The 13,066-nt window shown below is 41.1% G+C and carries 10 protein-coding genes and 1 riboswitch; of the genes, 6 read left to right on the top strand and 4 right to left on the bottom strand.

Features of this window, described 5'->3' with window-relative positions; all coding sequences use genetic code 11:
• Window positions 1-174: 174 nt before the first annotated feature.
• The gene (locus I6F50_RS14095; protein ID WP_197176528.1) at window positions 175-1,056 is read right to left on the bottom strand and encodes an NAD(P)-dependent oxidoreductase; all 882 of its coding nucleotides are present in this window, start codon (window positions 1,054-1,056) and stop codon (window positions 175-177) included.
• A 122-nt stretch (window positions 1,057-1,178) separates the two neighbouring features.
• Between I6F50_RS14095 and I6F50_RS14090 the strand changes: the two genes are divergently transcribed.
• Complete coding sequence (locus tag I6F50_RS14090) at window positions 1,179-1,751, top strand: glutathione peroxidase (RefSeq protein WP_197176526.1); 573 nt, start codon at window positions 1,179-1,181, stop codon at window positions 1,749-1,751.
• A 98-nt stretch (window positions 1,752-1,849) separates the two neighbouring features.
• Window positions 1,850-2,830 carry a 2-hydroxyacid dehydrogenase gene (locus I6F50_RS14085; protein ID WP_197176524.1) on the top strand — a complete coding sequence of 327 codons (981 nt, stop codon included), beginning with the start codon at window positions 1,850-1,852 and terminating at the stop codon, window positions 2,828-2,830.
• Window positions 2,831-2,923: 93 nt separating this feature from the next.
• On the opposite strand, the gene I6F50_RS14080 is transcribed toward I6F50_RS14085, so the two are convergent.
• The gene (locus I6F50_RS14080) at window positions 2,924-4,246 is read right to left on the bottom strand and encodes a sodium-dependent transporter (RefSeq protein WP_197161008.1); all 1,323 of its coding nucleotides are present in this window, start codon (window positions 4,244-4,246) and stop codon (window positions 2,924-2,926) included.
• Between the two features lie 141 nt (window positions 4,247-4,387).
• Here I6F50_RS14080 and I6F50_RS14075 point away from each other — a divergent pair, with 141 nt between their 5' ends.
• On the top strand, window positions 4,388-5,146 hold the full coding sequence (locus I6F50_RS14075; protein WP_197176522.1) for a 4'-phosphopantetheinyl transferase superfamily protein: 759 nt from the start codon (window positions 4,388-4,390) through the stop codon (window positions 5,144-5,146).
• Window positions 5,147-5,234: 88 nt separating this feature from the next.
• Here I6F50_RS14075 and lysC read toward each other — a convergent pair whose 3' ends face one another.
• Window positions 5,235-6,638 carry a lysine-sensitive aspartokinase 3 gene (lysC, locus tag I6F50_RS14070; protein WP_197176520.1) on the bottom strand — a complete coding sequence of 468 codons (1,404 nt, stop codon included), beginning with the start codon at window positions 6,636-6,638 and terminating at the stop codon, window positions 5,235-5,237.
• A gap of 75 nt (window positions 6,639-6,713) precedes the next feature.
• Window positions 6,714-6,886, bottom strand: a riboswitch (Lysine riboswitch).
• Between the two features lie 101 nt (window positions 6,887-6,987).
• Window positions 6,988-8,235 (bottom strand): sodium:proton antiporter NhaD, encoded by a 1,248-nt coding sequence (gene nhaD / locus I6F50_RS14065; protein WP_197161002.1) that lies wholly within the window; start codon window positions 8,233-8,235, stop codon window positions 6,988-6,990.
• Between the two features lie 222 nt (window positions 8,236-8,457).
• Here nhaD and I6F50_RS14060 point away from each other — a divergent pair, with 222 nt between their 5' ends.
• Genes I6F50_RS14060 through I6F50_RS14050 form a run of 3 tightly spaced genes read left to right on the top strand, consistent with a single transcriptional unit; the run spans window position 8,458 to window position 13,052 of the window.
• Window positions 8,458-9,729 (top strand): hypothetical protein, encoded by a 1,272-nt coding sequence (locus I6F50_RS14060; RefSeq protein WP_197176518.1) that lies wholly within the window; start codon window positions 8,458-8,460, stop codon window positions 9,727-9,729.
• A gap of 3 nt (window positions 9,730-9,732) precedes the next feature.
• Window positions 9,733-10,281: a hypothetical protein gene (locus tag I6F50_RS14055; RefSeq protein ID WP_165728258.1), complete on the top strand. Its 549-nt coding sequence runs from the start codon at window positions 9,733-9,735 to the stop codon at window positions 10,279-10,281.
• Window positions 10,278-13,052, top strand: a complete 2,775-nt coding sequence (locus tag I6F50_RS14050) for an ATPase (protein ID WP_197140113.1) — start codon at window positions 10,278-10,280, stop codon at window positions 13,050-13,052. The genes I6F50_RS14055 and I6F50_RS14050 overlap by 4 nt, the downstream gene beginning before the upstream one ends.
• Window positions 13,053-13,066: the final 14 nt, after the last annotated feature.

Below are 13,066 nucleotides of genomic sequence, written 5' to 3'. Positions count from 1 at the left end.
ATTCTTGTGTAAATCGACGTCTCATTTTATCTGCCTCTATTAAAAGTTAGAGGCGACAACTATCCTGACACAGGGGGTTACTGCCTCTAAAAGCGCAGCGCCTCTAAACCTCTTTGTGAATAAATTACTTTACGGGCTTTGCCCGTCACGCAAGCAAGCTTCGCGTCTACAGCGTTACTTTTTATGCAGCGCTTCAATGCGTGCTAGTAAACTTGAGGTGTCGTATCTGCCGCCGCCGAGTGCTTGTACATCGGCGTAGTATTGATCGACCGTTGCGGTCATTGGTAAAGTAGCGCCGTTGTTTTTAGCTTCATCGAGTGCGATGCCTAAATCTTTACGCATCCAATCTACGGCAAAACCAAACTCATATTCACCTGCCCACATTGTTTTGTAGCGGTTTTCCATTTGCCACGAACCGGCTGCACCTTTAGAAATGGTTTCTATAACTTTTTCACCATCAAGCCCAGCTTGCTTGGCAAAATGTAAGCCTTCGGCTAAACCTTGCACTACACCAGCAATACAAATTTGATTAACCATTTTACAAAGTTGTCCCGAGCCAACGCCGCCTAACAGTTGGCTAAAACGACTAAACGCCGCCATAACTGGCTGCACTTTAGCAAATACAGCTTCACTGCCACCCGCCATAACCGTTAATACGCCATTTTCGGCGCCAGCTTGTCCGCCCGATACCGGTGCATCTATAAAGTCGACGTTTTGCAGAGTCGCTTTTGCTGCAACTTCGCGAGCTACTTCAGCTGAGGTTGTGGTGTGATCAACCAAAACAGTGTGCGGTAACATGCCTGCTAACACGCCATCGTCGCCATAGACTACTGAGCGTAAGTCGTCATCGTTACCAACACACATAAATACGATGTCGGCATTGCTGGCAGCTTCGCGCGGGGTTGGTGCAAAGCTTCCTGAATGTTCTGCAGTCCACGTTTGTGCTTTAGCTTGAGTGCGGTTATAAACGCATACGCTATGCCCTGCTTTTGCTAAATGCCCCGCCATTGGGTAACCCATTACGCCTAAACCTATAAATGCGACTTTCATTGACATAAAAATGACCTATTAAACTGATAACTTAGAAACTAGACCTCGATTATGTCAACCGGTCGATAAAAAAGCGAATGAAAATCTTTATAAAATTTCCTTAAGCGGGAAAGGTAAGTAGGTAACCTATGGACAGTATTTATCAATTTAATGCACCACTTTTTAACAGCGAAAATTTTTCTCTTAGCCAGTTACAGGGCAAAACCGTACTTATTGTTAATACAGCGTGTAAGTGTAATTTTTCGGTGCAATTAAACGCGCTCGAAAAGCTCTATCAGCAATACAAAGGCCATGGTTTTACTGTACTTGCGTTTCCGTGTAACCAGTTTGGCCAAAATGAGCCGCTTGATAATTTAGCCATTAAAGACTTTTACCAAGAGCAATTTAATACCTCGTTTGAGGTATTTGGTAAGGTAATGGTAAACGGGCCGGAAACACATCCGTTGTTTAATTATTTAAAATCGCATACGCGGGGTATTTCGCAAAACCGTGCTATTAAGTGGAATTTCACTAAGTTTTTAATTAACTCACAAGGGCAACTTGTTGCACGTTATGCACCGCGCACTAAGCCCGAAACACTTAAACAAGTAATAGAAAGCAACCTACTGCAAGCTGCAAAGTTAAGCGCAGCTAAAGATGGTAAAAAGTTATCTTCAAAAATACCTTTGTTTACCTCAAGTAAGGCTCCGCTTAAGGCTTAATTTAAATCAATAAAATGCGTACTACTAAAGCACAGGTTTATAAAGTAGTTTATTGTATTAGTAATAAATAATACTCCTTAAGCGTCGAGGCTATTACCATGAACATTGCTTTTTTTAGTACTCAAAAGTACGAACTGCCTTTTTTTGAACAAAGTACACGCGATCAGCGTGATATAAAAATAACGTATTTTGAGCAAGCTCTGAGCGAACAAACCGCTATTTTAGCAAGCGGGTTTGATGCCATATGCGTGTTTGTTAACGACACCGTAAACGCCGCTGTTATTGAGCAACTGGCAAGCCAAGGCATAAACACTATTTTGCTGCGTTGTGCAGGGTTTAATAACGTTGATTTACCTGCAGCAAAAGCACATAAATTAAAGGTATTACGCGTACCAGCATACAGCCCAGAAGCAGTAGCTGAGCACTGCATAGCACTTATGCTAACGCTTAGCCGTAAAACCCATAAAGCGTATAACCGCGTTCGCGAAGATAATTTTGATTTAAACGGATTACTCGGTTTTAACTTGCACAATAAAACCGTGGGTATTGTGGGCTGCGGTAAAATTGGCCTTGCGCTGTGTAACATTTTAAATGGCTTTGGCGCTAAAGTATTAGTGTGCGACCCCTACGCACAACCTGGCAATTATACTATTACCGATATAAACACCTTGCTTAGCCAAAGCGATGTGATTTCTTTGCATTGCCCACTTACCGAGCAAACTCATCATTTAATAAATGACGAGGCGTTTAGCAAAATGAAAACCGGCGTTATGCTTATTAATACCTCACGAGGCGCACTGCTTAACAGCAAAGCGTGTATTAGCGCGCTTAAAACTAAAAAACTAGGCTACTTGGGGCTCGACGTATACGAGCAAGAGTCGGAGCTATTTTTTAAAAATCATAGCGACGAAATAAACCAAGACGATATATTTTCGCGTTTAGTGAGCTTTAAAAATGTTTTAGTAACGGGGCATCAGGGCTTTTTTACCCAAGAAGCACTCACCGAAATAGCAAATACAACCCTACTTAACGCGCTGGAAGTAAATGAAGGTAAATCTTTAACTAATGAGGTTTTATAAAGTTCTTGGCTATACCTAAATAACAGGTACAAAAAAAGCGAATAAGGTGAGCCCTATTCGCTTTTTTGTTTAAAAATTCACTTTAAATAGAGCTTAGCCAAACGCGACGTTTGCAAATACCAAGGTCATTAATATTGGGCAAACAAAACGAATATACTGAGCAAACCAGTAATGTACGCCTGTTGTTGCTTGATGTAATTTATTACCACGCTGCCACATCCAACCTACCGTAATAAAGTAAAACAAGCCCATAAGCGGCAATTGGTATTGGGTAAATAGCATAATGACTAAGCCAAATAACCAATCAAAATTTAATATAATCGCGCTTGCACACACAAGTACAACAGCGCTTACTGCCCACGTTGCTTTGGTGCGGCTAACGTTGTGATTTTCGACTAAAAACGCTACCGGAATTTCAGTAGTCGATATAGTTGACGTAACCGATGCGATAGACATTAATACAAAAAACAATAAACCGACTAATAAACCAATTTCGCCCATGGTGCTAAATAGCGCAGGCAAAATAGCAAAAATAAGTTGCCCTTCACCAATCAGTTTACCGCCACTAAATACTTCTACACCGTTGTGCTGCGCCACATAAATAGCAGGAATAATAAGTAAACCCGCTAAAAACGCGACACTGGTATCAAGTAAAGCAACACCTGCGGTGAGCTTTGGTAAATTAGCATCTGGCTGTAAGTACGAGCCGTAAATCATCATACAGCCCACACCTAGTGAGAGCGAAAAGAACGCTTGCCCCATTGCGGCAATAATTAAATTAGGGTCGAGTATTTGGCTAAAATCAGGAATTAAATACGCGGCAAAGCCTTCGCTTGCGCCATCAAGTGTTGCAATGTAGGCAATTAAACCAACAAGCAATACGAGCAACAGTGGCATTAAACGGCGCGACCAGGTTTCGATTCCCGATTTAACCCCTTTTAAAATAATACTGGCAGTTAAAATAAGCATAAGCGGCGTAAATACAAAATTACGCAGCACTGAGTCGCTATGTAAAAACTCGCTTGCGCCTGTAAAACCAAAAAAGGTTGTTATAGGTTCAATAGCGTACGAGAGCATCCACCCTGCCACTATTGAGTAAAAACTTAGCATAACAACTGCGCCTGCAAGGCCTATATAACCTGCTGCTGCACCAACTTTACGGTTAGTGTTTTGCCATGCATCGCCCAATGCTTTTACAGGATTAGCTTGTGCTTTGTGACCTAAATAAAGTTCGGTATACAGCGCAGGGAGCGCAAGTAAAAATATAACAATAAAGTAAACCAGTAAAAATGCACCGCCGCCATGGTTGGCCGCTTGCGTAGGAAAACCCCAAATATTACCCAAACCCACTGCTGCGCCAGCAGCGGCTAAAACAAAACCAAGTCGGCTTTGAAACCCATCACGCACTTGTGCCATACATCTACAAATCTGTTATTATTTTGATTATTGTGAATTAAACCATATTTCATGCCGGCTGAGTAATAAAATTGTACCCAGCCTTTATTAGTGGCGTTAACCGCTCACAATATCAGCGACTTCTTTTGCTTTAGGGCTTTTATGACTGAACACTATTTTAAAAACGCCTTGAGTATTACTTCAACTCAATTGGCAAATTTGTCTTTAGCGAGTAACAGTATTTTATTATTTAATGCTAAAACACTTGAGCTTAGTGACTTTAATTTACCCGATTGCTTAAGCCCATTTGAGTTAACCATTATAAACCGCCGCAAAAGCCCTCAAGCTAAGCAAGAATATTTAGCGACGCGGTTATTGTTAAAACACCTTATTAAAATAACGCAGCCGCAACATGCGAACGTAGCGCTTAATAAAATGAGTACCGAATTTGACGAGGCAAGCTCAAAGCTGCAAATACATGTAAGTGGTGATGTTATTAATACCTGCATTTCGCACTCGCATGGTTTGGTTGGCGTCGCGCTTAATTTTGATAAAAGCGAGTTTGGGTTTGATATTGAAAAAGTAAGCCTAAAGCGCCCGTTTGAAAAGCTTGCTAAGCATTTTTATCATAATGATGAAATTACACTTATCACCAAGCCTACTAATACCCAAGCCCAAGCAGATACGTTTTTTAGAATTTGGACATTAAAAGAGTCACTTGCTAAAGCCACCAGCCGCCCTATTGCAAAACTACTTAGCCCCAATGTGTTTGACGAATTACATAATGCAAAGCTGAGTGCTTGCAGCAATCACGTTACTGTAGCTGATAGCAGTGACAGCAATGTTTGTTTTGATGTGAGTGTGGTGCATAAAAAAAGCATCGACTGGCGATGCTTTTTATTAAATGATTTTATTAACTGATTTTGTTAAGTAACTTTATTAACTGATTTTACTAGTTAACTTTAATAAATCGCTTTCCTGAATAACCGCTTCTTAATAGTAAAATTATTTAAGCAGCAAAATCGTTTTCTAATAAACGGCTATGAATAGACTGTACTACGTTATCTGACTCAGTTTGCTCTACTAAAAAGCACAGGTTGTGCTTACTAGCACCGTGACAAATTAATCGAATGTTAAAGTCTTTTAGTACACTCATTAAGTTCATTTCGTGTTGGCGTAATTGAATCTCAGAGCCAATAAGTGCCACCAATGTTAGGTTGTTTTCTACCGACACATGGCAAAATTCTGCAAGCTTATCTAGGCATTCTTGATCAAGCTCTGGCCGCGAGGCGTTTTGCGCGTTATCAAGGGTTATAGCTACGCTGATTTCTGATGTGGTTACCAAATCTACCGATATATTGTATTCACTTAATAGTGTAAATACGCGTGCTAAAAAGCCACTAGCCAATAGCATTTCTGGGCTTTTAAGCGTAAGCAATATTTGGTTTTTACGTTGCGTTACTGCGCGTATACCAGGTTGCTGCGATTTTTCGCGCTCAATCCACGTACCGCCACGCTCAGGCTCGCGACTAGAACCCACAAATACGTTAATGTGACTACGGCTTGCTGGTAAAATAGTTGCTGGGTGCAATACTTTTGCGCCAAAGGTTGCCATTTCAGCGGCTTCGTCAAAACTTAAACGTGCAATAGGCGTCGCTTTTGCGCACAAACGCGGGTCGGTGCTAAAAATACCCACTACGTCGGTCCAAATATGCACGCTTTTAGCGTTAATTGCTTCCGCTAATAATGCAGCGCTGTAATCAGACCCACCACGTCCAAGCGTTGTGGTTTGACCGTATTCGTCACTGCCAATAAATCCCTGAGTCACAATTACCTGCTCATCTAATAACGGGATTAAATGTTCTTTAGCAGCTTGCGCTGTGGCTGCAACATTTGGCGTTGCTTTACCAAATTGGCTGTCGGTTTTAAGTACCTTGCGCACATCAAAGCGATCGGCATTTAAGCCATTTAAACGCAGCACCTGAGCAAACAAATACGACGATAAACGCTCACCAAAGCTCAGTAGCTCATCGTGTTGCTGATCGGTTGTTAGCGACTCTTGAGCCAATGTTTGAAATGCTTTTAGGCTTTCGTTAAAGCCAACCGCTAAATCGGCATCTAGCGATAACTCATCTAAAATAGTTTGTTGAATAGCAAGCACGCCGTTTATGTGTTCTTGGCGCTCACTTGAGGTAATACTTGGTTTACACAGTGCAACTAAGTGGTTAGTTACGCCGGCACTAGCGCTCACGGCAACAATACGTACGCTTTTGTCTGCAACAATAATTTCGCTACAGCGACTCATCGCTTCAAAGTTTGCAACACTGGTTCCGCCAAATTTGGCAACGATGTAATCTGATTTTGCGCTTAACTCTGTTTGAGGCACTGTTTGTGTCGCTGATTGGGTAGTCATTTAGTCTCCTTTCGCGATATCCAAATCGCAATAAAACAAGAAGAACTTGGCAAAGGAATGCTTGAAGATAAGTCCACTGCCAGAAGCTCTCCACCTATATTGGTGACAGTTTTGAGGATTCAGCCCCATAAACCGAAAAACAATAACGACGTACCATTGTTTTTCTCGGCGAGTACTTCCCTCCTTAATGATCATCGGCTTTCGTCGCCTAACATTAAGTACCTAAGTATCGCACCTCTTCTGAATGCTTTATTAACCAGTGGCTAATAAAACAAAACCCCACTAAGTAGCGGGGCTTTGAAAGTTATCGTTTAGACGTCTAGCTGTCAAGCATTTAATAATTTATGAGTTAAATAAAACTGCCCATGTAATACGAGCCCGCATATCCAACCGTGTAACAAATTAATAAATGCAGCGATAAACGCAAGTAGCTCATAAAGGTAAGCGCTTTAACTTTACTCATGGCAATAATGCCCGCAGCCGACCCGATGATCAGCATTGAACCGCCCACGCCCGTTGCATACGTAAACGACAACCAATGTTGTTGGCTCATTACTATATCGGCTTTTAATAATGCAGCAGTAAGTGGTACGTTATCGACCCCGGCTGATAATATGCCCATTAAGTAGTTTGCGTATTCTGGTGCCATTACCGTGTATAGGTCGGTAAATTTACTCAACATGCCAATTTCTTTAAGTGCGCCTACAAGTAAAAGCACACCTACAAAAAACAGTAATGTGTCGTATTCTATATCGCGAACAAAATCGATTATGTCTTTGTTGATGTCTTTTTTGCGCATTAAAAATTGCGCCACTAAAAACATCACTGATAAGCCAAACAAAAAGGTGAGTAAAGGCGGTACGCTGTAAATTACACTCAGCGTAAGTGTGCTCACTACGGTAGATAAAAATATAACAGCAATGGTTATGTCGGTTTTTTCAATGCGGGTTTTACCTGCACCAGCAAACTCAACACGCCCTTTCATACCGATAGACAGTAACGCGGCTAGCAGCATAACGCTTGCAAGTGCTGGCGCTATAAGTAGTAATAAATGAGCAATGGTTACTTTGCCATCTAAAAATATCATCAGTGTGGTTACGTCACCGGTTATTAACGATACCCCGCCTGAGTTAACACCAAATACAATAAGCGTGGCGTATTTAATGAGTTTTTTAGGTTCAAGTTTTAACGACATAACAACCGCAAGCGATATAAGCGTGGCTGTTACGTTGTCTGAAATCGACGAAAACAAAAATGCAAAACCACCCACCAAAAACATCAGCTTTTTTTCGCTAATACTTTTTGGCATAACACGATGCACAATATTTTCTATAAACCCCTTTGAATTTAAATACGCGACAAAGGTCATTGCAGCCATTAAAAATAGCCATAGCGAGGCAATTTCTAAAATATTTTCGTTTAAAAGGTGTTGAATCGTATCGGGGCTTTGCCCATGTAGAGGGTATATAAAAAGAAGAATCCAGCAAAGCGTACCAAAAAACAGCGTGGTTTTAGCTTTATTAACATGGATTATATCTTCTATAACGATCAGTAAAAATGCAATCGCTATCAGGGTTAGAATAATCGAGGAAACCATGGTAGTTAAACAACCTTTGATTTAGTTTTAAAGAACACACAAATAACATTCCATTTCATGTGCCTATTTTCGGCGCGAATTTTAGCACTGCCTCTATGCAAAAACTATTATTAAATGGTCTTAAAAACGAATACTATATACAGACAAGGTTAATTAAAAATACGTAATAATGAGTATGAACAGAATACTCAATAATAAAATACTAGGATGTTGTAACCTCTTATGATCCCAGCTAAAAAGCTACTAAACACCATAACCGAACATTGGGGTGTATTAGAGCTATTATTTAAACGTTTTAAAATGGCTGACTTTAGCCTGAAAGACGTACAAAACGCCATTAAACAAAAACAGCCTACTTGGTCAAACGAGCGTATTTATAAAGAAACAAATCGCTTGTTAAACCAAGATATTTTAATTCCACTGGCTAAATCATCGCAGCTTGAGATAAATCGTGCCATTGCCGACTTTGCTACGTTTTTACTGCAAGAAGAACATTTAGGCTTAGCGCAAGAAATTAGCGTATTAGTAGACGACCTAGCACGCTTAGGTAACCGCCTAGATAACGCTGGCGAAATAGAAGACTTTGACGACTTACGCCGCTTTAGCCGCATTATGGATGATCGGGTGCGTAAAATAATGAAGCTCTACTCGCACAACGAAAACGCCATTTTAAATATTGTTGAACAAGCTAAATCTAATAATGCGGTGCAATCGCTGCAAAAGCGTTATAAAGCGGTAATAGAAGCGTTTGACGAATACATAGAGCCCATGCTTGAAATGGTTGATATTCGTGGTGAATTTCATGCGTGTTTTACCCTCATTGAAGAGCAAATAAGTAAGCAAATTATTCATATTGAACGCTCGGGTAAAGCCTACAGCGACAAACGAATGCTGGAGCAATTACGTACCCGTATATTAGAAATGCATTTAGTGGGCAGAGAAAGCTTACGTAAAAGTGCCGATATGCTTATGCCACTGCGCGAAGAGCTGCGCCGTAATAACTTAATTACTCGCCAAGCAGCCAAAGTACTTGGGCTGGTGCGTAAAAATGGCGTAGACAACATGCTAAGTGCTGTACAGCCACACTTTGTGAGCGACGCACAGCGATATTCGCTTGGTCAGCAACGCCATATTGTGGCTTACATGGCAAGCTTGGTTGAATTTGAACACGAAGAATACCAATTGCCTGACCAGCAAGACGTGCCTGCATTTGTTACGCCTAATATTCCTGACTACAACGATGTTAAAACCAGCTTTGCTAAGCGCTTTAATAAAAAACGCAAAAAACCGCAGCCCTTGCTGCAATTTTTAGACGAAAGCTACCCAAATCTCGATGCCGACGAAATGCTATTTTTGTATCAAAAATTAGTCAGCGACAGCGATATTAAAATAATTCAAAGCGATGAAAAAGCCCGCGTAAAAATTGCCGGTCAGCACTTTTCTTTATATCCATTTAATTCAGAGCATCAGCCAGATTCAAAGGCAGGTAAATAAACCATGACACACATAAACTTAGACGAGCTAACCCATCTACAAACCATTAATAAAAAATTAGTAGCGGGTTATCACATTTGCGAGCAAGACAACGTAATGTGGCAAGAGCTTGACCAACACATAGAAGACTACACCGCCCTATTTACAGCCCTAGGTAACGATTTAAAACGCGACAGCCGTGGATTTTATTATTTTGGTAGCGACGAAAGCACACCAAATATGGGCAAGATATCTCGCGCTATCGCGCTCACTATTTACATTTTAATTGAACACTACGCCAATACGGGTAAAGACCCAATGCGCGCATTGTTTGACGACGTAAACGATTTAGAACTTATGCAAACGCTGGTGCAAATTAACAAACATTTGTTTGATCAGCTTGAGATATTTTCGGGATCGGACCTGCGTAAAGACGTATACCTGCGCATGGTGCGCTTAGGTTTAGCCCGTGAAGTAGAAGGCGGCTTTATGCTACAAGCGCCAATTCACCGCTACATAGATGCACTCATGGAAGTAAACGAAGAAACCTATATTACAGAGGACGAGGAATGAAAAATCTATACGGACTAAGTAAACTCGCCCTACTTAACACCGCAGGCTATGCAAAATGTGTGATCCCGCTTGATAAAAGCAGCTCTATTTGCGCGCCAAATAACACAGGTAAAAGCTCGGTTATTAACGCCCTGCAGTTTCCACTTATTAACGATTTACGCTTAACAGAATGGGACGGACACGATTTAGATGAAACCCGAAAGTTTTATTTTTCATCCGATCAGTCGTACATTTTACTAGAAGCTAACTTGCCTCATGGCTCGGTAGTGATTGGCGTTGCCGGGCTTGGTAAAATTGCCGGTTACGCGCATCAGTACTTTTGTTATCAAGGAAAGCTTGATTTAGAGCAGTACACGCAAGGTAAAACTATTATTAAATTTACCAAGCTGTTCAACCATTTAAAATCGCTTAATTACAATCCTATTGAGCTTAAAGCACAAGAGCTAAACGCGCTATTGACTGGCGGCGCAACGCCTTTTGACGGCGACATAAACCTAAAAATGATCCCGCTTAATAATGTGCAAGACTCTTCTATTTATAAAGAAATATTTAGACGTATTCTTAACTTACACAAATTAGGCGCAAGCGACGTAAAACGCTTTATGCTACGCGTGTTTGAACGCCATATGTCGAACTCTAAGGTCGACTTTTATGAAGTATGGCGCCGCTCGTTTGATAAAGTAAATCGCTCAAAACGCGAACTAAAAGCCCTTGAGTCAATGCAAGAGCCAATAGCCGCGCTTGAATCAATGCTTGAAAACCAAACCGTGCTTAAAGGTAAATTAGCGGCGTATGCACCTAAAATTGACCAAGCACTGATTGATTTTGATACCTATCAAGAGTCGCAACTTAATGAGCTGGGTATAGCGCTTGAAGATATAGAGCACGAAAAACACGAGTTTGAGCAAAAGCAAAGCCTATACGTACAGCAATCGCGCGACATAGAGCGCAGACAAACACAAATTGAGCAGTGGTTTTTAGATTACGATGCGCTTAAAAGCGAATTTGAACTGGTAAATAAAGCCACGCTTAAAACCAGTCTGACTCAGTTAAAGCAAGATTACGAGTCGCTTTCGCACTCTATAACCAGCGCACAAGGGCAAAGCCTGCATACGCTTGACTACCGCATTAGCGAAACTCAAAAACAAATTAAGAGCCTAAAGCTGCAACTTAAAAACCTTGAGTTTAATTTGTTTACCCGTATGCGCGAAGACCTCTCGTTAAAAGAAGTAGAAGAAATATCGCGGATTTTAAACCCAGATATTCTCTCGTTTGCAACCACCACTAATGGCGATATAACCATTGATGACGAAGATGCGTTTGGTGAATTTTTATCGCTACTTAGCGAAAACGTTAAAGGCGGTGTACTAACTCTGCCAGGTGCGAGCATTAAGCTTAAAAAGCTCTCGCCTGTGCAAATGCAAAGCGGCGAAAACAAAGAGCAATTAACCGCTCAGCTCAGTGCACTTGAGCATTCACTTAAAGAGTTTAAGCAACAGCGCGATGTTGCAGCAAACGTTGCCGACAAGCAAAAAGAAAAAGACGCGCTATACGATGAGCTTATGAGCGCAGAGAGCGCCCTAAAACGCTTAGAACAGTTTGATATAATGCAGCAGTCGGTTGAAGCGCAAGCCATGCTAAAAGAGCAGTTATTAGCTGAGCGCGAACAAGTTGACGACTACCTGCAAGATATTCAAAAAAATAGTGGCTCAATTGCCGATCGTCGCTCGTTAATTAAATCGAAACAAGAGCAAATTAATCGCCAAACTGAGCGCTTACGCCAAGTTAAAAGTGAGCGAATTGACCATACCCTTGATTTATACAGCGGCAAAGTGACCCCGTACATGATTGATATTACGGTCGACTTTGATAACTTAAGCGATCTTGTTCATCACTTTAATAAAGACTGCCAAGAGTTGCGTAATTTTGACATAAACGTGCGCAACACCTATTTGCATGTATATAACGCGGGTATTACTAAATTCGACAACGAAAACGACGAATATACTAAGTACCAAAAGCTAATAAGCGCCTTTCATAATATTGATAACGAACGCGATGCGGTTGAACGCCAAGCACGCGTTGCGCTTACCGAAGTGGCCGCAACTATTAAAGGCTTGCGAGAAGATTTAGACCGACTTCGCCGCGAAATGAACAGCTTTAATAAAGGTATAAGCCAGCACCGTATTTCAAACCTGCAAGCGTTTAAAATTAACGTCATACCGCGCAAAATGCTGGTTGATAGTATAGATACCATTATCAGCACGTCGCATCAGTTTGAGCAAGGTGACACGCTTGATTTACTTAGCCAAGAACCGTACAGCGAAAGCGCAGTAAACGAAGCGAAAGATCACTTAATTAAACTCGCCTCAGATAAAGCGGGCTTAACACTTACCGATTTATTTGATATTCGATTTGAAGTGGTTAACCGTGCAGGTGAAACAGAGCACTTTGAAAAAATAGACTCAGCCGGCTCAAACGGCACACGTATTACGATTAAGTTATTGTGTGGCATGTTATTTATTCGCTACTTATTAAGCGATCAAGAACAAAACCTATACCGTATACCTATTTACATAGATGAAGCGGCCGACATTGACCCACAAAATCAAAAAGCAATTATAGAAACCGCATTAAGCTTTGGTTTTGTGCCTATATTTGCCTCAGTTAAGCCACAAATAAGTTGTGACTACATTGTGCCTATTCGCTCGGTAAAAGACGGTGCACAAAACTGGGTAGATGAAAAAGATTGGATTGAAGTTGAACATTAAACTTTTACTGATGA

The organism is Pseudoalteromonas sp. NZS127_1 (genome assembly GCF_015864295.1).
In the GTDB taxonomy this organism is placed as follows: domain Bacteria; phylum Pseudomonadota; class Gammaproteobacteria; order Enterobacterales; family Alteromonadaceae; genus Pseudoalteromonas; species Pseudoalteromonas arctica.
Note: the sequence above shows the minus strand (reverse complement) of the source record. Positions and strands in the feature narration are given on the sequence as shown.